The organism is Mesorhizobium sp. RIZ17, from assembly GCF_051127865.1.
Taxonomy (GTDB): domain Bacteria; phylum Pseudomonadota; class Alphaproteobacteria; order Rhizobiales; family Rhizobiaceae; genus Mesorhizobium; species Mesorhizobium humile.
The window spans coordinates 2544879-2567204 of sequence record NZ_CP147861.1; the positions used below are offsets into that span (position 1 = coordinate 2544879).

Annotated in this window: 19 protein-coding genes; 12 read left to right on the plus strand and 7 right to left on the minus strand. The window is 64.0% G+C overall.

The genetic code is table 11. The annotated features are described in order from the left end of the window. Positions 1-103: 103 nt before the first annotated feature. On the minus strand, positions 104-1003 hold the full coding sequence (locus WDX12_RS12445; RefSeq protein ID WP_320294397.1) for a LysR family transcriptional regulator: 900 nt from the start codon (positions 1001-1003) through the stop codon (positions 104-106). A 158-nt stretch (positions 1004-1161) separates the two neighbouring features. Here WDX12_RS12445 and WDX12_RS12450 point away from each other — a divergent pair, with 158 nt between their 5' ends. Both WDX12_RS12450 and WDX12_RS12455 read left to right on the plus strand, forming a co-directional pair. Further along, on the plus strand, positions 1162-1803 hold the full coding sequence (locus WDX12_RS12450; RefSeq protein ID WP_434725066.1) for a DUF47 family protein: 642 nt from the start codon (positions 1162-1164) through the stop codon (positions 1801-1803). A gap of 3 nt (positions 1804-1806) precedes the next feature. Next, positions 1807-2811 (plus strand): inorganic phosphate transporter, encoded by a 1005-nt coding sequence (locus WDX12_RS12455; RefSeq protein ID WP_320294399.1) that lies wholly within the window; start codon positions 1807-1809, stop codon positions 2809-2811. Between the two features lie 25 nt (positions 2812-2836). On the opposite strand, the gene WDX12_RS12460 is transcribed toward WDX12_RS12455, so the two are convergent. Then, on the minus strand, positions 2837-3214 hold the full coding sequence (locus WDX12_RS12460; RefSeq protein WP_320294400.1) for a VOC family protein: 378 nt from the start codon (positions 3212-3214) through the stop codon (positions 2837-2839). Positions 3215-3425: 211 nt separating this feature from the next. Between WDX12_RS12460 and WDX12_RS12465 the strand changes: the two genes are divergently transcribed. Beyond that, entirely contained in the window at positions 3426-4595 is a 1170-nt protein-coding gene (locus tag WDX12_RS12465) for an Mrp/NBP35 family ATP-binding protein (protein ID WP_320294401.1), read from the plus strand. A 22-nt stretch (positions 4596-4617) separates the two neighbouring features. Here WDX12_RS12465 and WDX12_RS12470 read toward each other — a convergent pair whose 3' ends face one another. After that, the gene (locus WDX12_RS12470) at positions 4618-5067 is read right to left on the minus strand and encodes an SRPBCC family protein (RefSeq protein ID WP_434725067.1); all 450 of its coding nucleotides are present in this window, start codon (positions 5065-5067) and stop codon (positions 4618-4620) included. A gap of 151 nt (positions 5068-5218) precedes the next feature. On the opposite strand from WDX12_RS12470, the gene WDX12_RS12475 reads away from it, so the two are divergent. Together WDX12_RS12475 and WDX12_RS12480 are read left to right on the plus strand one after the other, a co-directional pair. Beyond that, on the plus strand, positions 5219-7024 hold the full coding sequence (locus WDX12_RS12475; RefSeq protein ID WP_320294403.1) for an IlvD/Edd family dehydratase: 1806 nt from the start codon (positions 5219-5221) through the stop codon (positions 7022-7024). Positions 7025-7153: 129 nt separating this feature from the next. Beyond that, positions 7154-7552 carry a hypothetical protein gene (locus WDX12_RS12480; RefSeq protein ID WP_320294404.1) on the plus strand — a complete coding sequence of 133 codons (399 nt, stop codon included), beginning with the start codon at positions 7154-7156 and terminating at the stop codon, positions 7550-7552. Positions 7553-7558: 6 nt separating this feature from the next. Here the strand turns inward: WDX12_RS12480 and WDX12_RS12485 are convergent, their stop codons facing one another. After that, positions 7559-9148, minus strand: a complete 1590-nt coding sequence (locus WDX12_RS12485; protein WP_434725068.1) for a trimethylamine methyltransferase family protein — start codon at positions 9146-9148, stop codon at positions 7559-7561. 223 nt (positions 9149-9371) lie between these two features. Beyond that, complete coding sequence (locus WDX12_RS12490; protein WP_140647084.1) at positions 9372-10865, minus strand: PLP-dependent aminotransferase family protein; 1494 nt, start codon at positions 10863-10865, stop codon at positions 9372-9374. 491 nt (positions 10866-11356) lie between these two features. On the opposite strand from WDX12_RS12490, the gene pgi reads away from it, so the two are divergent. Beyond that, a complete protein-coding gene (gene pgi / locus WDX12_RS12495; protein WP_434725617.1) occupies positions 11357-12964 on the plus strand; it encodes a glucose-6-phosphate isomerase in 1608 nt (535 codons plus the stop codon). 5 nt (positions 12965-12969) lie between these two features. Beyond that, entirely contained in the window at positions 12970-13695 is a 726-nt protein-coding gene (locus WDX12_RS12500; protein ID WP_320294407.1) for an HAD family hydrolase, read from the plus strand. A 200-nt stretch (positions 13696-13895) separates the two neighbouring features. Here the strand turns inward: WDX12_RS12500 and WDX12_RS12505 are convergent, their stop codons facing one another. Next, on the minus strand, positions 13896-14603 hold the full coding sequence (locus WDX12_RS12505) for a class I SAM-dependent methyltransferase (protein ID WP_434725069.1): 708 nt from the start codon (positions 14601-14603) through the stop codon (positions 13896-13898). Further along, complete coding sequence (locus WDX12_RS12510) at positions 14600-16549, minus strand: long-chain fatty acid--CoA ligase (protein ID WP_434725070.1); 1950 nt, start codon at positions 16547-16549, stop codon at positions 14600-14602. Before WDX12_RS12510 ends, WDX12_RS12505 begins: the two co-directional genes overlap by 4 nt. Before the next feature lie 460 nt (positions 16550-17009). Between WDX12_RS12510 and WDX12_RS12515 the strand changes: the two genes are divergently transcribed. The 5 genes from WDX12_RS12515 to WDX12_RS12535 are packed head-to-tail and all read left to right on the plus strand — an operon-like array spanning position 17010 to position 22252. After that, the gene (locus WDX12_RS12515; protein WP_320294409.1) at positions 17010-18608 is read left to right on the plus strand and encodes an ABC transporter substrate-binding protein; all 1599 of its coding nucleotides are present in this window, start codon (positions 17010-17012) and stop codon (positions 18606-18608) included. A 50-nt stretch (positions 18609-18658) separates the two neighbouring features. After that, a complete protein-coding gene (locus WDX12_RS12520) occupies positions 18659-19666 on the plus strand; it encodes an ABC transporter permease subunit (RefSeq protein WP_320294410.1) in 1008 nt (335 codons plus the stop codon). Then, positions 19666-20577, plus strand: a complete 912-nt coding sequence (locus WDX12_RS12525) for an ABC transporter permease subunit (RefSeq protein ID WP_434725071.1) — start codon at positions 19666-19668, stop codon at positions 20575-20577. The genes WDX12_RS12520 and WDX12_RS12525 overlap by 1 nt, the downstream gene beginning before the upstream one ends. After that, positions 20577-21428: an ABC transporter ATP-binding protein gene (locus tag WDX12_RS12530; protein WP_434725072.1), complete on the plus strand. Its 852-nt coding sequence runs from the start codon at positions 20577-20579 to the stop codon at positions 21426-21428. The genes WDX12_RS12525 and WDX12_RS12530 overlap by 1 nt, the downstream gene beginning before the upstream one ends. Then, positions 21425-22252, plus strand: coding sequence for a dipeptide ABC transporter ATP-binding protein (locus WDX12_RS12535; RefSeq protein WP_434725073.1), 828 nt, complete (start codon positions 21425-21427; stop codon positions 22250-22252). Before WDX12_RS12530 ends, WDX12_RS12535 begins: the two co-directional genes overlap by 4 nt. Positions 22253-22326: the final 74 nt, after the last annotated feature.

A 22326-nucleotide genomic window follows, 5' to 3' on the forward strand; every position in this document is an offset into this window, starting at 1 on the left:
GCTAAGTCCTTACGAAATCAGAGGAAACCTCCGAAATCAATAAAGCGCTCCCGTCGCTCGATAGAAAATTTCTATCGAAATCGGGCAGCCCGCATTGTCTAACCTAGCGGTGGGCGCGGAAATCGTCCGCCAGCGCCATCGCCTCGTCCAGCAGCGCCTGCACCAGCGGCGTGTGCGGCTCACCCGGCGCCGCCACCAGCCCGACCGTGTGGCTGGCATCCGGCTCGACGATCGGGATCGCCCGGATCGGTTCGGAAAAGCCGAATGTTTCCGCAAGGTTGAGCGGCATGATCGACGACCATTTGCCGGTACGGATATGCGAGAAGAGCACGATCATCGAATTGGATTCCAGCGTCGGCCGCACCTGCACGCCGGCTTCCGCCAAATGCTGGTCGATGATGCGGCGGTTCTGCATATCCGGCGTGAGAAGACACAGCGGCAGCTGGCTGATCTCGGCCCACGTCACTTTGTCGCGGTCGGAATATGGGTTCCCGACCGCCGTGATCAGCTGGTAGCGCTCGTCATAGAGCGGCACGCTGGTGACGCGCCCGAGCGGCTCGTTGTCGAGATAGGTGATGCCGGCATCGACATCGAAATTGCCGAGCAGCGTCAGCACCTCGATCGAGGTGCGCGACAGCACCGAGAAGGTGACGCCCGGATGCTTTTCGCGGAACGGCGTCGTCAGCCGCGCCACCATGGCCAACGCAGTGGGGACCGCCGCGATGCGGATGCGGCCGGCAAGGCCGTGGCGCGCCGCGCGCATCTCCTCGCGCATCGTCCTTGTGTCGCCGACGATGCGGCGCGCCCAGGTCAGCACCTGCTTGCCTTCCGGCGTCAGGCCCTGGAAGCGCGAGCCGCGCAGCACCAGCATGACGCCGAGCTGCTCCTCGAGCTGCTTGATGCCGGCCGACAAGGTCGGCTGGGTCACGCCGCACACCTCCGCGGCCCGGCCGAAATGCTCCTCCTTGGCCAAAGCGATGAAGAATTCCAGTTTGTCGATCATGCCGTCCGATCCGCAGCGGTTTGCCCAAGGTCGGGGAAATCGCCCCGCTTCGCAAGACGCATGCGCAATCGACCTCGTCCACATTTTTGAGCCGGCTATCTGTTTTCCCGCGCCGCCCATGGCGTTATGTGGGATAGGCGGAAGCAAGGAGGGACGACATGCTGGGCTGGTTTCGCAAGCTGTTGCCGCGCGAGGATCGCTTCTTCGATCTGTTCGAGCGGCATTCGCGCACCGTGGTCGGCGGCGCCGAGGCCCTTGAGCAGCTTCTCCAGGGCAAGGACATCGACCGCTGGTGCCAGAAGATCGTCGATCTCGAAAACGAGGCCGACGGCATCACCGCTGAGGTTCTGCTTGCCGTTCGACGCTCCTTCATCACTCCGCTCGACCGCGGCGACATCAAGGACTTGATCCAGTCGATGGATGACGCCATCGACATGATGCACAAGATGGTCAAGACGGTGAAATTGTTCGAGGTCAGCGAGTTCGACCCGCTGATGCGGGAAATGGGCGGCGTCATCGTCCAGGCCGCCCGATTGGTCGCGGAGGCAATCCCGCTGCTCGGCAAGGTAGGCGCCAACGCAGCGCGCCTCAACGCCATCGCCGAGGAGGTGATGCGCGTCGAGGGCCGCGCCGACGATCTGCACGAGCAGGGCCTGAAGGACCTGTTCAGGCGCCACGGCCGCGGCGACGCCATGGCCTATCTGATCGGCTCGGAGATCTATGGCCAGTTGGAGAAGGTGGTCGACCGTTTCGAGGATGTCGCCAACGAGATCAGCGGCATCGTCATCGAGAACGTCTAGGCGATGGAAGCCACGATCGCTTTTCCCCTGCTGATCGGCCTCGTCGCCGTGGCGCTGTTCTTCGATTTCCTCAACGGCCTGCACGACGCCGCAAATTCGATTGCAACCATCGTCTCCACCCGGGTGCTGAGGCCGCATTACGCGGTGTTCTGGGCGGCTTTCTTCAATTTCATCGCTTTCCTGTTCTTCGGCCTTCATGTCGCCGAGACGGTCGGAAAAGGCATCGTGGACGCCAGCATCGTCACGCCGGCGGTGATCTTCTCCGCGCTCGTTGGCGCCATCGTCTGGAACATCGTCACCTGGGTCGCAGGCATCCCGTCGAGCAGTTCGCACGCGCTGATCGGCGGGCTGGTCGGCGCCGGTGTCGCCAAGGCCGGAACCGGCGCCATCGTCTGGTCGGGGCTCGGCAAGACGGTCGCTGCCATCGTGCTGTCGCCGGCGACCGGATTCGTGCTGGCGCTCGTCCTTGTTCTTATTGTTTCGTGGCTGTTCGTGCGCCAGACGCCGTTCGCCGTCGACAACACGTTCCGCGTGCTGCAGTTCTTTTCCGCCTCGCTCTATTCGCTTGGGCATGGCGGCAACGACGCGCAGAAAACCATGGGCATCATCGCCGTGCTGCTCTATTCGCAAGGCGCGCTCGGCCCGACTTTCTATGTGCCGCTCTGGGTGGTGCTCACCTGCCAGTCGGCGCTGGCGCTGGGCACGCTGTTCGGCGGCTGGCGCATCGTCCACACCATGGGCTCGAAGATCACGCGGCTGAACCCGATGCAGGGTTTTTGCGCCGAGACCGGCGGCGCCTTGACGCTTTTCGCCGCCACCTGGCTCGGCGTTCCGGTTTCGACGACGCATACCATCACCGGCGCTATCATCGGCGTCGGCGCCGCCCGCCGCGTCTCTGCCGTGCGCTGGGGCATCGCCGGCAACATCGTCGTCGCCTGGGTGATCACGCTGCCGGCGACGGCGGCGATCTCCGCACTGACCTATCTCGCGACGCGCTTGGCCGCATGATGCGGCCCGGATCGCGGCTGCGGCATTATTCGCCCACCAGGTTCAGGATGTTGCCGTCGGGGTCCTTGAACCAGGCCACCTTCATGCCGGAGCCGACATGGATGTCGCCTTCGAGCGACAGTCCAGGCATATCGTAGTGCTCGAAGGTGATGCCCTTCGACTTCAGCGACTTGACGATAGGCTCGATCCGGTCGCCCACTGCCCAGGTTGCGGCCGTCGCCTTGTTGGTGCCGGCGAATTGCGAGTGATAGACATTGATGAGAGTATCACCGCTTTTGTAGACGATCAGTTCGCCCTCCATGTCGTCCACTTGGCTGAGGCCCAGCGTTCCTTCGTAGAACGCCTTTGCCTTGGCGATGTCCTTCACCGCGAGATTGGCTGTCACATTGCTGTTTTCGAGCATGGCTGTCTCCTTCCCCGGTTGTCGTGATGGCAATGGAAATAGCGCGGGCGGGTCGTTTGGCCATGACCTGGCCCCGAATCCGCGCCATGGCCCTGGCCAAATCCGACTCCATCCGTCGCTTTCCGGGGCACGCCGGGCGAGCCATTGCGCCACGGCTTGGTTCTGCCGGCAAACTGCACTATCTGGAACGCCAACGCCCCGAGGAAAGATCATGTCCGTTACCAAGGAATCCGTCGTCGAGCGCCTGAAGACGGTGAACGGGCCGGATTTTACCGGCAACATCGTCGATCTCGGCATGGTCTCGGAGATTTTCATCGCCGATTCCAAGGTATTCTTCTCGATCACCGTTCCCGCCGCCCGCGCCCAGGAGCTGGAGCCGTTGCGCGCCGCCGCCGAACGCGCGGTGAAGGCGATCCCCGGCGTCGCCAGCGCCGTCGTCGCGCTGACGGCGGAGAAGAAGGGCGGCGGCATGGAAGCGCCGGTTCCGGCGCGCCCTGCCGCCCCGCGGCCCGCCGCTCCGCCGCCGCAGCGTCCCGCGCCGCACGCGCCCGCATCGCAGAGCCATGGCAAGCGCGGGGTGCCAGGCATCGACGCCATCATCGCGGTCGCCTCTGGCAAGGGCGGCGTCGGAAAATCGACCACCGCCGTCAACCTGGCGCTCGGCCTTGCTGCCAACGGGTTGAAGGTCGGCGTGCTCGATGCCGACATATATGGCCCATCGATGCCCAGGCTGCTCAACATCCACGGCCGGCCGCAGACCGTCGACGGCAAGATCCTGAAGCCGATGCAGAATTACGGCCTCAAGGTGATGTCGATGGGCTTCCTCGTCGATGAGGAGACGCCGATGATCTGGCGCGGCCCGATGGTGATGTCGGCGCTGACGCAGATGCTGCGCGAAGTCGAATGGGGTCCGCTCGACGTGCTGGTCGTCGACATGCCGCCCGGCACCGGCGATGCCCAACTCACCATGGCCCAGCAGGTGCCGCTCGCCGGCGCCGTCATCGTCTCGACGCCGCAGGACCTGGCGCTGATCGACGCGCGCAAGGGCCTCAACATGTTCAAGAAGGTCGATGTGCCGCTGCTCGGCATCGTCGAGAATATGAGCTACTTCCTCGCGCCGGACACCGGCAAGCGCTACGACATTTTCGGCCATGGCGGCGCGCGCCGCGAGGCCGAGCGCCTCGGTGTCACCTTCCTCGGCGAGGTGCCGCTGGAAATGGGCATCCGTGAGAGCTCGGACGCCGGCGCCCCGGTCGTCGCCTCGAAGCCGGAGGGCGCCGAGGCGAAGATCTACCGCGACATCGCATTGAAGGTCTGGGATCGGGTCCAGCAAGAGCGCGGCGCGGCCGAAGCCGCCGTGCCCAGCATCGTGTTCGAATAAACCCTTTCCCTTGAGGGGAGGGTCAGGCGCCGACCTTCTCGCCGAATGTCGAGAAGAACTGCCCGGCCAGTTTCTTCGAAGTCGACTGTATCAGTCGGCTGCCGAGTTGGGCGATCTTGCCGCCGACCTCGGCCTTGGCGGCATATGTGAGCACTGTCGCATCCGGCCCGTCGGCGGTCAGCGTCACGTCGGCGCCGCCCTTGGCGAAGCCGGCAATGCCGCCCTTGCCCTCACCCTGAATGGTGTAGGAATGCGGTGGCTTGAGGTTCTTCAGCGTGACTTCGCCGTTGAAGGTCGCCTTGATCGGCCCGATCTTGAGCACCACGGTCGCCGCCATCTCGGTGTTCGACGTCTTTTCCAGGCTTTGGCAGCCCGGAATCGCCTCCTTCAGGATTTCCGGGTCGTTGAGGGCTTCCCACACTTTCTCGACGGGTGCGGCGATCCGCTCCTCGCCTTCGATCACCAAAGCCATCAAGACCTCCCGCGTTTGCTGATGCCGATTGGTCGTAGCGCGCGGGCCGGGACAAGTCTATCGCACCAAAGTCCGGGTTCTGGCTGCGCCTGCCTCTTGCCTGCATGAGCGCATTGTCCTATCGATTTGTCATACAAATACGGAGACCACCATGGCAGGCGCCCCCACCAAGAAGAAGAAATTTCGCTCGCAGGAGTGGTTCGACAATCCCGACAATCCGGGCATGACGGCGCTCTATCTCGAGCGTTACCTCAATTACGGCCTGACGCGCGCCGAGCTGATGTCGGGCAAGCCGCTGATCGGCATCGCGCAGACCGGTTCCGACCTTTCGCCCTGCAACCGGCATCATCTCGAGCTCGCCAAGCGCGTGCGCGAGGGCATCGTCTCGATGGGCGGCATCCCGTTCGAGTTTCCGTGCCATCCGATCCAGGAGACCGGCAAGCGCCCGACCGCCGCGCTCGACCGCAACCTTGCCTATCTCAGCCTCGTCGAGGTGCTTTACGGCTATCCGCTCGACGGCGTCGTGCTGACCATCGGCTGCGACAAGACCACGCCGGCGCTGCTGATGGCGGCGGCCACCGTCAACATTCCGGCGATCGCGCTGTCGGTCGGCCCGATGCTGAACGGTTGGCACAAGGGCAAGCGCACCGGCTCCGGCACCATCGTCTGGGAATCCCGGCAAAGACTTTCGGCCGGCGAGATCGACTATGACGAGTTCATGGACATCGTCGCCTCCTCGGCACCCTCGACCGGCTATTGCAACACCATGGGCACCGCCACAACGATGAATTCGCTGGCAGAGGCGCTCGGCATGCAGTTGCCGGGCTCGGCCGCCATCCCCGCGCCCTATCGCGAACGCGGCCAGATCGCCTACGAGACGGGCAAGCGCATCGTCGACATGGTGCATGAGGACCTGAAACCGTCCGACATCATGACGCGCGGGGCCTTCGAGAACGCCATCGTCGTCAACTCGGCCATCGGCGGCTCGACCAACGCGCCGATCCACCTCAACGCCATCGCACGCCATCTCGGCGTGCCGCTCGACAATGATGACTGGCAGAAGATCGGCCTCGACATTCCGCTGCTGGTCAACCTGCAGCCGACGGGCGAGTATCTCGGCGAGGACTATCACCATGCCGGCGGCGTGCCGGCCGTCGTTGCCGAACTGATGAAGGGCGGCCTGCTGCCGCATCCCGATGCCATCACCGTCAACGGCAAGTCGATGGGCGACAATTGCAGGGATGCCGTCAACGAGAACCAGGATGTCATCCGCAGCGCCGACAAGCCGCTCAAGGCCAATGCCGGCTTCATCAATCTCAAGGGCAATCTGTTCGATTCCGCCATCATGAAGACCAGCGGCATCTCGCCCGAATTCCGCGAGCGTTATCTCTCCAACCCGAACGACCCTGAGGCTTTCGAAGGCAACGCCATGGTCTTCGACGGGCCGGAGGATTACCACGCCCGCATCGACGACCCGGCGCAGGGCATTGACGAGCACACGATCCTGTTCATGCGCGGCGCCGGTCCGGTCGGTTATCCGGGCGGCGCCGAGGTGGTCAACATGCAGCCGCCAGCCTACCTCATCAAGAAGGGCATCCATGCGCTGGCCTGCATCGGCGACGGCCGCCAGTCCGGCACGTCCGGCTCGCCGTCGATCCTCAATGCCTCGCCGGAAGCCGCGATCGGCGGCGGCCTTGCGCTGCTCAAGACCGGCGACCGCGTCCGCATCGACCTCAAGAAGGGCACGGCCAATATCCTCGTCAGCGACGAGGAGATCGCCAAGCGGCGCGCCGCGCTGCAGGGCAATGGCGGTTATCACTATCCCAAGCACCAGACGCCCTGGCAGGAGATCCAGCGCGGCATGGTCGACCAGTTCTCGGCCGGCATGGTGCTGAAGCCGGCGGTGAAGTACCAGGACGTCGCGCACACCAGCGGCGTGCCGCGCGACAATCACTGATCGTGTAGTCGGCTAAATCATGAGGGCGGCTCGCCGATGGCGGGTCGCCCTTTTCTGTTGCCCTTGTTTCGTCTCGACGGAACCCACAGATAAGCTCGACCTCGGCAGCCTGCGAAGGGGAGAGATATAGTGGCGAAACGGCGTTCTTCCCTCGGCTTCCTCGGCATGTTCGGCCGCTCCGGCGATCTGCGCCAGCTCGACGAGGCGCTGCGTGCGGCCGACCTGCATCCCGCCCTGGTTCCCGAGGGCGTGAAGCTCACCATCGTCAACCTGATGAACGACCGCTGGCCGGACGAACCGCCGGCGGACGCCTATCAATCCGTGGCGCAGCTCTGCGGCTATTGCGTTGCCGGACCGGAGGTGTTCGAGCAGGCCAACGGCCGGGAGCCGACATTGGCGGTCGAGCGCCGCATCGAGGCGGCGCTGGAGGCCGGCGACAGCTTTGATGCGCAGATCGTGCTGATGACGCTGCACGCCAAGCTGATCAATGCCGAAGTCGTCGAGCGCTACCGGCTGACCGTCGAATGATGGAGCTCACCCGCCCATGCCGCTGCGCGGCAGCTTGATCATCTCGCCGAAGCGGGCGCGCAGCTTGTCGTCGAGCAGGCGCGAGACGTGGCGCGGGAAACGCTCGGCAAGCACGCGCTTCTTCTCCGCGATTGCCCGCGACAGGATGTCGGGCCGGCCCTTTTCGTTCCATTCCTTGGGCGAGAAACGGTCGCCGACGGCGGGATAGAAATATTCCGTCTGCATCAGCTTCAACGTCTGGTCGTTGCCGAGATAGTGTCCGGGACCCTTCATGCAGACATCGGCGATGGTGTCGATCGACAGCGCCTCGTCGGTCACCTCGATGCCGCGCACGCAGCGCAGGCAGTGTCCCAGCATGTCGTTGTCGATGATCAGGCTTTCCAGGCAGAAGCCAAGCAGCGAGGCATGCATGCCGGCTGACTCATAGACGAGATTGAGGCCGGCAAGACCGGCCATCACGTCGGTGATGCCCTTTTCATAGCCGGACTGGATGTCGGGCAGTTTCGAATCCGTCATGCCGGCGGCCGAACCACCCGGCAGATCATAATATTGCGCCATCTGCGCGCAGGCCGCGGTCAGCACTGCCTGCTCGGCCGAGCCTCCGGACATGGCGCCGGTGCGGAGGTCCGAGACGAACGGCCAGGTGCCGAAGATCGCCGGATGCCCAGGCTTGATGGCATTGACATAGACCAGGCCCATCAGCACTTCCGCCACCGCCTGCACGACGGCGCCGGCGATCGCGGCGGGTGCCGTAGCGCCCGCCTGGCCGGCGGAGAGCAGCAGGATCGGAATGCCGCCTTCGACGCAGGCTTCGAGCACGCCGCAGGCGTCCTCGGCGAACTTCATTGGCGGCACGACGAAGCAGTTCGAGTTCGACACGAACGGCCGCGCGCGGAAATTCTCCTCGCCGCCGGCGATCGCGTAGAGCATTTCCAGCGCCGGCTTGACGTTCTCGCGCACGGTGAACGAGGTGCCGACATGCTTGGACGTCCCCATCACGCAGGCATAGAGCGTGTTGAAATCCATATCGAGCGGATCGGGAATGTCGCGCGGAACCATGGTGCGCTGGAAGAAATGGATGTTGTCCAGCCCGTCGACGAGACGGGCGGCGTCGTAGAGATCCTGCAGCAGCGATTCGCGGTATTCGCGCTTCTCGACATCGACCAGATGCACCGCCGCGCCCGCCGTGCCGTAGTGCACGCGTTTGCCCTGGATCAGCATGTCGTGCTTCGGATCCTGGCCGTAGAGGGTGAAGTTGCGCGCCGCCTTTTTGATCGTGTCCAGCACCAGCGCGCGCGGCAGCCGGATGCGGCCGTCGTCGCCATAAATACCGCCGACCCGGGTCAGCGCTTCGATGCAGGACGGGATGGCGTTGGCGAAGCCGACCGTCTCGAGGAGCGTCAGCACTGCTTCGTGGATGCGTTCGCGGTCGTTCTGGCTCAACGGACCATAGCTGCCGCCTTCAAGCCCCGCCCGCACCGGACGGATATCGTCGGCCAAAGGCGCCGCCCGCATCGCGCGGCGCGCTTCGCGTCCGCCGGAACGCCGCGAACGCTGGTCCGCTGACGCTTCCTGCTTCTCAAGAGCCACTGACATGGAAGCACTCCACCTTTGTCTTTTATCTGCGAGGCGGTCCGCGGCGGTTGGTCCACCATCGGTCTGCCTCGTCCCCTTCTGGCCCCGACTATGCCGCCGGCATTGGCACAGCCTATGGGCCAGCCATTTCCGTCGAATATGCCAGGGCTCTAAAGCAACAGGTGCGCGCCAAAACAAAAAGAGCCGGCGCTGCGCCGGCTCCTTTTCAGGATGTCTGTGGCGATCAGGCGGCGGCGGGCCTGCGTCCGGCCGCGGTGGCAAGTTCGCGGATGCCCGGCTCGATATGCTGCAGCGAGATCGAGGAGATGCCCAAGCGCATGAAACGAGAGGGCTTTTCGCTGCGGTCGAAGAACCGGTCGCCTGGCTCGATGATGACGCTGCGCGAAGCGGCGGCTTCCGCCAGTCCGCGTGAATCGGTGCCGCGCGGCCCCTCCAGCCAGAGCGATGTGCCGCCCGCCGAGTCGGTCGAGCGCCATTCTGGCAGGAAAGCGGAAATCGCATGGACCAGACGCTTGCGCCGTTCGTCGAAGGCGGTGGAAAGCCTGCGCACCAGCGCCTCGTGATGGCCGAGCGACAGGAACAGCGCGACGGCGCGCTGGTTGTTTGCCGGCGGGTGCCTGAGCATGAAGCGGCGCAGCGCGCGAAGCTCGGCGATCAGCCCCGCCGAGGCGACGATGTAGCCGAGCCTGAGACCTGGAGCCAATGTCTTCGACATCGAGCCGACATAGATGACGCGGCCCGAGCGATCGAGGCTCTTCAGCGCCTGCTGCGGCGCCTCGTCGAGCAACTGGCTGTCATAACCGTCCTCGATGATGATCTGGTTGTTGCGGTTGGCGCGCGCCAGGAGATCCTGCCGCCGCTCCGCCGACAGCGGCACCATGGTGGGGCAATGGTGGCTGGGCGTGACGAAGACGAAGCCGGAATCGCTGGGAATAGAAGACGTTACGATGCCCGACTGGTCGACCGGGACCGGCTGAATATCGGCGCCGGCCAACCGGAAGATCGAGCGCGCGTCCGGGTAGCCTGGGTCTTCCATCGCCACCTTCGAGCCCTTGGTCATCAACAGCGTGGCCAGCATGTAGAGCGCGTTCTGCGCCCCCAGCGTCACGATGATCTCGTCCGGATTGGCGAAGATGCCGCGCCGCGGCAGAAGCCTAGCCTGGATCTGCTCGATCAGCAGCGGATCGTCGCGGTCGACCATGTCGGACGCCCAGTTGCGGATCTCGAGCACCGCCAGCGCCATGCGGTTGCACTCGCGCCATTCGGCGGTCGGAAACAGCGCCGGATCGAACTGGCCGTAGACGAACGGATAGGAGGACTTGATCCAGTTGTCGTGCTTGGCCGGCGGCGGCATGTCGCTTGCGGCGATCTGCCGGCGCGCCTTCCAGTCGATCTCGTTCTGCTGGTCGGGCGCCTTCTGATGCGGCTTGGCGGGGGTGGCCAGCACGTCCGGATTGACGAAATGGCCGCGCCGCTCGCGCGCCACCAGGAACCCCTGGTCGACCAACTGCTGAAAGGCCAGTACCACCGTGCCGCGGGCAACTCCAAGTTTTTCCGCGAGAATTCGGCACGACGGCAACGGCATCGAGGCGGCGATCTGTCGGTCGAGAATGGCCGCGACGATCGCCTGGCGGATCTGCGCCTGGAGGGTCTGGCCGGATTCAGCCGAAATCCGGAACAGGCCGGACCATATGGCCGTGTCATTGCGCTGTGGCATGGGAAATCTTCCTCGGATGGCCAGCTGTTTTCACTTGGCTGGACCAGTGGAGTGTATGGGTGGCATAAGGGGTTGCGCCAATCAATTTTTCTGATCGCTGGGATTTATGCCAGTGATCTATCAGGCGCGACGCACAGCGTCGTCGCCCCGCGTCAAAGCGCGATGCGCAGCATCGTCGCGGCACCGACCCAAGCGCGACGCACAGCGTCGTCGCCCCGCGTCAAAGCGCGATGCAAAGCATCGTCGCGGCACCATAAAGGCGCGATGCGCAGCATCGTCGCCACCGGCGCACGGTACCCCTTCACCGTCCAACACCACCCTCATCAAAGCGTGATGCAGTGCGGCAATCCCACGCTTGAACGAAATGGAAATCGGCTCGATAGAATGACGCGCCGACACGCGCCGGAAACATCCGGCCTGTTAAAATGGTCTAAAAACCCGCCAGGAGCCCGCCAGTGGACCAGTCATCCTTCGACAAGCAACTTGCTGCCTTGCGCGATCAGCGCGCGGCGGCCAAGGGCTCGATGCGCGAGGCCTTCGCCGCCGATCCCAAGCGCTTCGAGACATTTTCCGCCACCGATGGAGACCTTCTGCTCGACTGGTCGAAATGCGCGGTCGACGCGAACACGATGACGATGCTGGAAAAGCTCGCGGGCGCGGCCGATCTCGCGGGACGCCGCGCGGCGATGTTCGAAGGCAAGAAGATCAACATCACCGAGAACCGTGCCGTGCTGCACACCGCGCTGCGCAACCTGACCGGCAAGAGCGTGATCGTCGACGGCCAGGACACCAAGGCCGACGTGATTGCCGTGCTCGACGCCATGGGCGCCTTCGCCGACGCCATCCGCTCGGGCAAGGCGGCCGGCGCCACCGGCAAGAAGATCACCGACATCGTCAACATCGGCATCGGCGGCTCGGACCTCGGCCCGGCGATGGTGACGCTGGCGCTCGCGCCCTATCACGACGGGCCGCGCGCGCACTATGTCTCCAATGTCGACGGCGCCCATATCCATGACACGCTGAAGGGCCTCTCCCCGGAAACGACCTTGTTCATCATCGCCTCCAAGACCTTCACCACGGTCGAGACGATGACGAATGCCGAGACGGCGCGCGATTGGGTGCAGAAGGCGCTGGGCAAGGAAGCGGTCGGCAAGCATTTCGCCGCCGTCTCGACCGCGCTCGACCTCGTGGCCAAATTCGGCATCGAACAAGACCGCGTCTTCGGCTTCTGGGATTGGGTCGGCGGCCGCTACTCGGTCTGGAGCGCCATCGGCCTGCCGGTGATGATTTCCGTCGGCCCGCGCAACTTCCGCGCTTTCCTCGACGGCGCGCATGAGATGGACGAGCATTTCCGTACCGCGCCGATGCAAAAGAACCTGCCGGTGCTGCTCGGGCTGATCGGTTGGTGGCATCGCGTCGTCTGCAAATATCCGGCCCGTGCCGTCATCCCTTACGACCAGCGCCTGTCGCGTCTGCCGGCCTATCTGCAGCAGCTCGACATGGAATCGAACGGCAAGAGCGTCACGCTGGACGGCACCGCGGTCGCCACGCCGACCGGGCCGCTGGTCTGGGGCGAGCCCGGCACCAACGGCCAGCATGCCTTCTTCCAACTCCTGCACCAGGGCACCGACTTCATCCCGGTCGAATTCCTCGCCGCCGCTGTCGGTCACGAGCCCGAATTGAAACACCAGCACGACCTTCTGCTCGCCAACTGCCTGGCGCAGTCGGAGGCCTTCATGAAGGGGCGCACGTTGGAAGAGGCGCGCGCGCAGATGCTGGCCAAGGGAATGAAGCCGGCCGACGTCGACCGCATCGCGCCGCACCGCGTCTTCTCGGGCAATCGCCCGTCGCTCACCATCCTCTACCGCAAGCTCGATCCGCGTACATTGGGTCGGCTTATCGCGCTTTATGAACATCGCGTCTTCGTCGAGGGCACGCTGTTCAACATCAATTCCTTCGACCAGTGGGGGGTCGAACTCGGCAAGGAATTGGCGACGGGCCTGCTGCCTGTCGTTGAGGGCAAGGAGACTGCCGCAAAACGCGACGCCTCGACTGCCGGTCTGGTGGGACACATCCACCACTTGCGCGGTTCGGAGTAAAAGGATTGGCAGACATCAAGGGAATTCTCTTCGACAAGGACGGCACGCTTGTCGACTTCAACACAACCTGGCTCGGCGTCGCCGACTTCATGGCGATGGATGCCGCCGAGGGCGACCGCTGGAAAGCGGATCGGCTGCTGGCCGCCGCCGGCTTCGACTTCGTCACGAAACGCTTCAAGCCCGATTCGATCTTCGCCTCCGGCTCGAACATGGACGTCGTCGAGCTCTGGTTCCCGCGTCTGTCCGACGAGGACCAGATGCACGCCGTTGCCCGCTTCAATGAGATTACCTCGGTGCAAGGGTCGGCCATGGCGGTCGCGCTGCCGGGCGTCATCGACTCGTTGCGGACATTGCACAAACGATCCTATCGCATGGGCGTCGCCACCAACGATTCGACCAGCGGCGCCGAACGGACGCTCGCCACGCTGGGCATCGCGCAGCTCTTCGACGCCGCCTTCGGCTATGACGCCGTCGCCAACTCCAAGCCGGCGCCCGACACGGTGGTCGCCTTCTGCGACCTGACCGGGTTGAAGCCCGGCGAGATCGCCATGGTCGGCGACAACCGCCATGATCTGGAAATGGCACGCGCCGGCGGCTGCGGCCTGGCGGTGGGCGTGCTCTCCGGCACCGGCACGCGCGACTCGCTGGCGCCGATGGCGGACATCGTTCTGGATTCGGTCGCCGACCTGCCGGATTTTCTGGCCGCGCGGGTGAACGTTCCGGCGGGCTAAAGCATGTCTCCCGAAAGTGGTCCCGGTTTCGGGACAAAGACATGCTTAAGATCAAAGACTTAAAGCAGGTTGCGTGAATCCTTTTTCACGCGACCTGCTTTAGAGCGTTTCGCCGTTTCACGGAAACGGCAAACCGCTCTATCTCCTTGTTTTTACGCAATTCCGGACGGAAAACCGTTCACACTTTTCCTGGAATTGCTCTAACCGGATTTCGCAACAAAAGCGAACACGGCGCTTGGCCTGGGCTCGCTGCCGCCGTTTCCGCCGACATCCGGCACCTGGTATTCGCCGAGCAGGCAAAGCCGTGGCCTGGGCAGCCAGGCGCGGCCGGGATCGCCGACCAGCACGTCGATGCCGGCGGCGAGGCAGCGGTCGAGGAACGGCATCATCCGCCGTCCTACGTCCTGCGCGTAGAAGACGTCGCCCGCCAGCACCAGCTCGACCGCCGGCGGCGGACGGGCGGTAATGTCCTTGTCGACGATCTCGATGGCGACACCATTGGCTTTTGCGTTGAGGCGGAGCGCCGCCACGCCGTTGCGGTCGATCTCCGCCGCGATCACCGCGCGCGCTCCGGCTTTTGCCGCCGCGATGCCGACCAGCCCCGAGCCGGCGCCGAGGTCGAGCACGCGCTTACCGGCGACGATCGACGGACGGTCGAGGATATAGCGGGCCAGCACCGCGCCGCCCGCCCAGGCATAGGCCCAGTAGGGCGGCTGCGACTCGGCCTCGTCCACACCGTTGTCGTCGTCCGGTTCGAGCAGCCGCCGCAGGCCGCTGCCGGGATGCGCCTGATAGAGCCGGACCTCCGGCAGCGACGGCACCGGCGCCAGCCGCATGTTCGCCTCGATGAATTCCGCCGGATCGAGCGGCTTGCCTCGCTCCGGTGTCTCGCCGGCGGAATCGCTCAAGCCTGGTCCCGCAGCGCCCGCCGCAGAATCTTGCCGACCGGCGTCTTCGGCAGCTCGGTGCGGAATTCGATGAATTTCGGCCGCTTGTAGCCGGTCAGGTTCTCGCGGCAATAGGCCATCAGCGTCTCGACGGTGAGCGCCGGATCTTTCTTCACCACGAACAATTTAGGCACTTCGCCGGAGTGCTCGTCCGGCACGCCGATCGCCGCCACTTCGAGCACGCCCGGATGATGCGCCACCACCTCTTCCAGCTCGTTGGGATAGACGTTGAAGCCGGAGACCAGGATCATGTCCTTCTTGCGGTCGACGATCTTGGTGTAGCCGCGCTCGTCCATGAAGCCCATGTCGCCGGATTTGAAGAAGCCGTCCTCGGTCATCGCCTTGGCGGTCTCGTCGGGCCGGTTCCAGTAGCCGGCCATCACCTGCGGACCGCGGATGCAGATCTCGCCCACTTCGCCTAGCGGCACGTTGTTGCCGTCGTCGTCGCGGATGGCGATTTCGGTCGAAGGCAGCGGCAGTCCGATCGTGCCGGTGAAGTCGCTGGAGCTGAACTTGTTGGCGGTCGCCACAGGCGAGGTTTCGGAGAGCCCGTAGCCTTCGCTCACCGGACAGCCGGTCAGCGCCTTCCAGCGTTCGGCGACGCCCTTCTGCACCGCCATGCCGCCGCCCAGCGTCAGGATCAGCGGCTTGAAGTCCAGCTTGCGGAACTCCTCATTGTTGAGCAGCGCGTTGAACAGCGTGTTGAGGCCTGGGAAGATGTGCATCGGGTATTTCGCCAGTTCCTTGACGAAGCCCGGAATGTCGCGCGGATTGGGGATCAGCACGTTCTGCGCGCCCTGCTGCATACCCATCAGCGCGTTCACCGTCAGCGCGAAGATGTGATAGAGCGGCAGCGCGCAGATGAAGTTGAGATGCGCCGGCTTCGGCTTCACCGTATAGGCGTCCTCCACCCACAGCGAATTCTGCGCGACGTTCGAAAGCACGTTGCGATGCAGCAGCACGGCGCCTTTCGAGACGCCGGTGGTGCCGCCCGTATATTGCAGGAAGGCGATGTCGTCGCCGGAGACCGTGGGCGGCTTGAAGGCGATGGTCGCGCCGGTCTTGAGCACGGCGTTGAACTTGACATGGCCGGGCAGCGACCACGCCGGAACCATCTTCTTCACCCGCCGCACGACGATGTTGACGATGGCGCCCTTGAGGCCGCCCAGCATGTCGCCCATCGCGGCGACGATGACATGCTTGACCGGCGTCCTGGCGATCACCGCCTGCAGCGTGCCGGCGAAGTTTTCGAGGATGACGATCGCCTGCGCGCCGGAATCCTTCAGCTGATGTTCCAGTTCGCGCGGCGTGTAGAGCGGATTGACGTTCACCACGGTATAGCCGGCGCGCAGTATGGCCATCATCGCCACCGGATACTGCAGCACGTTCGGCATCATCAGCGCCACGCGCGCGCCCTTCTCCAGGCCTCTCGCCTGCAGATAGGCGCCGAACGCGGCCGACAGCCGCTCGAGCTCGGCATAGGTGATCGACTTGCCCATGCACACAAAGGCCGGCTGCCCGCCGAATTGCTTGCAGGCGCCGACCAGGAACTCGCCGATGGACTTGTAGGGCAGGGCGCCGATCTCGGCCGGCATGTTCTTCGGATAGCTTTTCAGCCAAGGCTTTTCCGGCAGGCCGACAGTGAGCGCGGTGATCGCCTTCGGCAAGCTCTTCGAGACAGGCTTGGCGGCGCTCGGCTGGGCAGCCTCCGCTTTTGCGGTTGCCGGTTTGCCCACTTTCGCGGCTACGGCCTTGGTCTTTGTCGCCGCGGGCTTGGCGGCGGCCGGCTTTGCCGCCGCCTTTGCCTTGGGCGTTGCTTTGGTCTTGGCAGCCTTGGGCGCATCGCTTTCGGCGGCGGCCTTGGCCTTTGCTTTCGCCGCGGCTGTCGTCTTGGCTGCTTTTGCCACCTGTCTCTCCCTGTCGCCTTCTATCCGGGCGCGCGCTTCAAGGAAGCGTCCTCCACGCCGGTTGCGGATTTTCCGGGAAATCCCGCCCATCGTCTATGTATTGCCTCTATCGGCGAGCGTGCAAGCCTTGCCCCAGCGGCAGGGCGGGGAAAGATTTGCGGTCAAAATCCTATGCCTCGGCGGCCTCATATATCGTGCCCGGGCAGCAGGCAGACCTCAGGCAGTCAGGCCCCCTGAGCCCATTTCTCAAGGCGAGCAATCAATAAAAAAATGCCGTCGTTAATAATGTCGTGAGCAGAAAAAACTACTCACCTTTTCTACTTTTTGAGCAAAAACTAGATTCTTTTCCTGCTTCCCATGGGGTACGCAAACGGGGTGTTCCAAAGGCGAAGAAACGGTGCTTATATGCGCCCTTCGCGAGCCTGATAGAGGGGCTTGAGAGAACATCAGGGAGTGCTCAATGAAAAAGACAATGACTTTTGCAGCCGCGTTGCTGGCTGCAAGCGTCCTCAGCGGCATGGCCAGTGCTAAGACGCTCGTTTATTGCTCGGAAGCGTCGCCGGCCAATTTCGATCCGGGTACGACGACTGGCGGCAACGACTTCGACGCCTCGTCGCGCACGGTCTATTCGCGACTGGTCGAGTTCAAGCACGGCGGCACCGAGGTCGAGCCGGGTCTTGCCGACAAGTGGGAAATCTCCGACGACGGCCTGGTCTATACTTTCCATCTGCATCCGGGTGTGAAGTTCCAGACCACCGATTATTTCAAGCCGACGCGCGACCTCAACGCCGACGACGTCGTCTTCTCCTTCGATCGCCAGTTCAACAAGGAAAATCCCTGGAACGGCGACAAGTATCTGCCGAACCTGACCTGGGACTATTACACGGGCATGGACATGCCGAAATACGTCGCCAAGTGGGAGAAGGTCGATGACCTCACCGTCAAGCTGACGCTGACCGAGCCGAACGCGCCGATGCTGGCAAACCTCGGCATGGACTTCGCCTCGATCGTGTCGAAGGAATATGCCGACCAGCTCCAGAAGGACGGCAAAATGGCCGACTTCTCGACCAAGCCGATCGGCACCGGCCCGTTCCAGTTCGTCGACTATCAGCTGGATTCGGTCATCCGCTACGCGGCCAATCCGGACTACTTCAAGGGCAAGGAAAAGATCGACGACCTGGTCTTCGCCATCACGCCTGACGCGACCGCCCGCATCCAGAAGGTGCTGGCCGGCGAATGCGATATCGCGCCGTATCCGAACCCGGCCGACATCGCCACCATCAAGGCCAACAAGGACGTGACCCTGATGGATCAGGCCGGCCTGAACATTGGCTATATGAGCTACAACACCACCATCCCGCCGCTCGACAAACCGGAAGTGCGCCATGCGCTCAACCAGGCGATCGACCGGCAAGCGCTGATCAAGTCGCTGTTCCAGGATGCCGGCGCCACGCCTGCCGAAAACCTGATCCCGCCGACCATGTGGTCGTGGAACAAGGACGTGAAGGCCGACGCCTACAATCCGGACGCGGCCAAGAAGGTGCTGGCCGATGCGGGGCTGAAGGACATCCAGCTCTGGGCTTCCGACCGCGTTCGTCCGTACAACCCGAACTTCCAGCGTGCCGCGGAGCTGATCCAGGCCGATTGGGCCAAGGTCGGCGTCAAGGCAGAGATCGTCAACTACGAGTGGACCAAGTATCGCTCGGAAGGCAAGAAGAAGGACCGTCCCGGCGCCTTCCAGATCGGCTGGACCGGTGACAATGGCGATCCGGACAACTTCTTCGCCACTCTCTTCGCCTGCTCTGCCATCGGCGTCTCGAACTACTCAAGCTGGTGCGACAAGGACTTCGAGGACCTGATCCAGAAAGCCAAGAAGACGAGCGACCAGGCCGAGCGCACCAAGCTCTATGAACAGGCCCAGGTGATCTTCGCCAAGGAAGCGCCCGCCTTCCTGCTGGCCCACAGCCAGGTTTACGCGGTCGTTCGCAATAATGTCAGCGGCTTCAAGATGGACCCGCTCGGCATTCATCGCTTCGACGGCGTTGACAAGGCCGAATAATATTGCGAACGGGGCGGCGCAATTCCAGCGCCGCCCCATTCCATTTGACGATGCTCAGATATCTTCTCAACAAAATCGCCCTCCTGATCCCGACTTTGGTCGGCATCACCATCTGCGCCTTCGCGTTCGTGCGGCTGCTGCCCGGCGATCCGATCCTCGCCATGGCCGGCGAGCATGGCGTTGCCCCCGCCCGCTACGAAGAACTCAAGCAGCAGTTCGGCTTCAATCTGCCGATCTGGGAGCAGTACGCGCGTTATGTCAGTGAGGTCGCCACCGGCGATTTCGGCGTCTCGATTTCGTCCAAGCGCCCGGTTCTCGAAGAGTTCAAGACGCTCTTCCCGGCGACGCTGGAACTGTCCTTCTTCGCCATGATTTTCGCCATGGCGCTCGGCATTCCGGCCGGCATCTTTGCGGCGATCAAGCGTGGCTCGTGGTTCGACCAGTCGCTGATGGGCACGGCGCTCGTCGGCTACTCCATGCCGATCTTCTGGTGGGGCCTGCTGCTCATCATCTTTTTCTCCGGCTATCTCGGCTGGACACCGGTCAACGGCCGCATCGACCTGCAGTACTTCTTCAAGCCGATCACCGGCTTCATGACCATCGACACCTTGCTCTACGGCAAATGGGATGCGTTTCGCTCGGTATTGCGCCACCTGGTGCTGCCGACAATTGTGCTCGGCACAATTCCGCTGGCTGTGATAGCGCGCCAGACACGCTCCGCCATGCTCGAGGTGCTGGGCGAGGACTATGTGCGGACTGCCCGCGCCAAAGGCCTTTCGTCGGCCCGAGTCATCGGCGTGCATGCCCTGCGCAATGCGCTCATTCCGGTGGTCACCACCATCGGCCTGCAGGTTAGCACGTTGCTCGCCGGCGCCATCCTTACCGAAACGATCTTCTCCTGGCCGGGCATCGGCAGGTGGATGGTCGAGTCCATATCCAAACGCGACTATGTTGTGGTGCAGTCTGGCCTGCTCCTGATCGCGCTTATCGTCATGGCCGTGAACCTGATCGTCGACGTGCTCTATGCAGTCATCAACCCGCGCATAAGGGCGGCGTGATGAGCCAGTCGACCGAAATCGCCCCGATGGCGGCCGGCAATCCGGACCGTCTCACCGGCCTGAAGACCTTCTGGCATTACTTCTCGGTCAACCGCGGTGCGGTGATCGGCCTGTTCGTCTTCATCCTGCTGGTGCTGGCGGCGCTCTTCGCGCCGCTGCTCGCGCCCTATGCGCCCGATGTGCAGGACAAGACGGCGTTCCTGCGGCCCCCCGCCTGGCAGGACGGCGGCTCGGCGCAGTATCTGCTCGGCACCGACCCAGTCGGCCGCGACATCCTCTCGCGCCTGCTCTACGGCGCGCGCTTCTCGCTGCTCATCGGCGCCGTCGTCGTTACGCTGGCGCTCACCGGCGGCATCACGCTCGGCCTGCTCGCCGGCTATTTCCGCGGCTGGGTCGACGTCGCGATCATGCGCGTCATGGACCTGATCCTGGCCTTCCCGTCGCTGCTTCTGGCGCTGGTGCTGGTCACCATCCTCGGCCCCGGCCTGTTCAATGCGATGCTGGCCATCGCGCTTGTCTTGCAGCCGCATTTCGCGCGGTTGGTGCGCGCCGCCGTCATGGCCGAGAAAAGCCGCGAATATGTCGTGGCGGCGAAGGTCGCGGGAGCCGGTCATACCCGGTTGATGCTGCGCACCATCCTGCCCAACTGCCTGGCACCGCTGATCGTCCAGGGCACGCTGTCCTTCTCCAACGCCATCCTCGAAGCCGCCGCTCTCGGCTTCCTGGGTCTGGGCGCGCAGCCGCCGACGCCGGAATGGGGCACCATGCTTGCCACGGCGCGCGAGTTCATCCTGCGCGCCTGGTGGGTGGTGACTTTCCCGGGTCTCGCCATCCTGATCACCGTGCTTGCCATCAACCTTGTCGGCGACGGCTTGCGCGATGCGCTCGATCCCAAGCTGAGGAGGTCGTGATGGCGCTGCTCGACATCCAGAACCTCGTCGTCGAGTTCCAGACCGCGTCCGGTCCCTTCCGTGCTGTCGACGGCGTCTCGCTCCATGTCGACGAGCGCGAGGTGCTCGCTATTGTCGGCGAATCCGGCTCCGGCAAATCGGTGTCGATGCTGGCCGTCATGGGCCTGCTGCCGTGGACGGCGAGCGTCACCGCCGACCGCATGACCTTCAATGGCCGCGACCTGCTGAAGATCAGCCCGGCCGATCGCCGCAAGATCATTGGCAAGGACGTCGCCATGATCTTCCAGGAGCCGGTCGCCAGCCTCAACCCCTGCTTCACCGTCGGCATGCAGATCGAGGAAGTGCTGCGTTTCCATATGGGCATGGACAAGGCCCAGCGCCGCGCCCGCGCCATCGAGCTTTTCAAGCAGGTCGGCATTCCGGAACCGGCCGACCGGCTCAATTCCTTCCCGCACCAGATGTCGGGCGGCCAGTGCCAGCGCGTCATGATCGCCATGGCGATCGCCTGCAATCCGAAGCTGTTGATTGCCGACGAGCCGACCACCGCGCTCGACGTCACCATCCAGAAGCAGATCCTCGATCTGCTGGTCTCGCTGCAGGCCAAATACGGCATGGGCCTGATCATGATCACCCACAATATGGGCGTGGTGGCCGAAACCGCCGACCGCGTCATCGTCCAGTACAAGGGCCGCAAGATGGAAGAGGCCGACGTGCTGTCGCTCTTTGAATCGCCGAAGAGCAACTACACGCGCGCGCTGCTCTCGGCGCTGCCGGAGAACGCCGTCGGCGACCGGCTGCCGACCGTCTCCGACATGCTGTTCGAACCTGCGCCTTCAGGAGCGGGCGCATGACCAAGGTCGTCGAAGGCAAGGACATCAAACGCGACTACCATGTCGGCGGCGGCCTGTTCCGCGGCGCGCGCACCGTGCATGCGGTGAAGGGCGTTTCCTTCAGTGTCGAGAAGGGCAAGACGCTTGCCATCGTCGGCGAGAGCGGCTGCGGCAAGTCCACGCTTGCCCGCATCATCACGCTCATCGACCCGGCCACCTCCGGCGAGCTTTTCATCGACGGCAACAAGGTCGACATCGCCAGGGACGGGCTCACGAAGGAAATGCGCCGCAAGGTGCAGATCGTCTTCCAGAACCCCTATGGTTCGCTCAACCCGCGCCAGAAGATCGGCGACGTTCTCGGCGAGCCGCTCCTCATCAACACCGACAAGCCGGCCGAGGAACGGCGCGACCTGGCGATGAAGATGCTGAAGAAGGTCGGCCTCGGACCCGAGCACTACAACCGCTACCCGCATATGTTCTCGGGCGGCCAGCGCCAGCGCATCGCCATTGCCCGCGCGCTGATGCTGAACCCGAGCCTCCTGGTGCTGGACGAACCGGTCTCGGCGCTCGACCTCTCGGTGCAGGCGCAGGTGCTCAACCTGCTTGCCGACCTGCAGGACGAGTTCAAGCTGACCTACGTCTTCATCAGCCACGACCTCTCGGTGGTGCGCTACATCGCCGACGACGTGATGGTCATGTATTTCGGCGAAGCCGTCGAATACGGCCCGCGCGACGAGGTCTTCTCCGACCCCAAGCACGCCTACACCAAGACGCTCTTCGCCGCGACGCCGCGCGCCGACATCGCGAGCATCAAGGCAAGGCTGGCGAAGAAGAAGGCGGCTTGACGTCTGCTTCGTCCTCCTAGAGGGCGCTGGCCTAGGGGTCGTCATTCTAGGGCGGAGCGCTGCGAAGCAGCGCG

What these genes read in the sequence shown, in the direction of transcription:
- WDX12_RS12445 (WP_320294397.1), bottom strand. Translation starts at nt 1,003, where the DNA reads ATGATCGACAAACTGGAATTCTTCATCGCTTTGGCCAAGGAGGAGCAT.
- WDX12_RS12450 (WP_434725066.1), top strand. Translation starts at nt 1,162, where the DNA reads ATGCTGGGCTGGTTTCGCAAGCTGTTGCCGCGCGAGGATCGCTTCTTC.
- WDX12_RS12455 (WP_320294399.1), top strand. Translation starts at nt 1,807, where the DNA reads ATGGAAGCCACGATCGCTTTTCCCCTGCTGATCGGCCTCGTCGCCGTG.
- WDX12_RS12460 (WP_320294400.1), bottom strand. Translation starts at nt 3,214, where the DNA reads ATGCTCGAAAACAGCAATGTGACAGCCAATCTCGCGGTGAAGGACATC.
- WDX12_RS12465 (WP_320294401.1), top strand. Translation starts at nt 3,426, where the DNA reads ATGTCCGTTACCAAGGAATCCGTCGTCGAGCGCCTGAAGACGGTGAAC.
- WDX12_RS12470 (WP_434725067.1), bottom strand. Translation starts at nt 5,067, where the DNA reads ATGGCTTTGGTGATCGAAGGCGAGGAGCGGATCGCCGCACCCGTCGAG.
- WDX12_RS12475 (WP_320294403.1), top strand. Translation starts at nt 5,219, where the DNA reads ATGGCAGGCGCCCCCACCAAGAAGAAGAAATTTCGCTCGCAGGAGTGG.
- WDX12_RS12485 (WP_434725068.1), bottom strand. Translation starts at nt 9,148, where the DNA reads ATGTCAGTGGCTCTTGAGAAGCAGGAAGCGTCAGCGGACCAGCGTTCG.
- WDX12_RS12490 (WP_140647084.1), bottom strand. Translation starts at nt 10,865, where the DNA reads ATGCCACAGCGCAATGACACGGCCATATGGTCCGGCCTGTTCCGGATT.
- WDX12_RS12515 (WP_320294409.1), top strand. Translation starts at nt 17,010, where the DNA reads ATGAAAAAGACAATGACTTTTGCAGCCGCGTTGCTGGCTGCAAGCGTC.
- WDX12_RS12520 (WP_320294410.1), top strand. Translation starts at nt 18,659, where the DNA reads ATGCTCAGATATCTTCTCAACAAAATCGCCCTCCTGATCCCGACTTTG.
- WDX12_RS12525 (WP_434725071.1), top strand. Translation starts at nt 19,666, where the DNA reads ATGAGCCAGTCGACCGAAATCGCCCCGATGGCGGCCGGCAATCCGGAC.
- WDX12_RS12530 (WP_434725072.1), top strand. Translation starts at nt 20,577, where the DNA reads ATGGCGCTGCTCGACATCCAGAACCTCGTCGTCGAGTTCCAGACCGCG.
- WDX12_RS12535 (WP_434725073.1), top strand. Translation starts at nt 21,425, where the DNA reads ATGACCAAGGTCGTCGAAGGCAAGGACATCAAACGCGACTACCATGTC.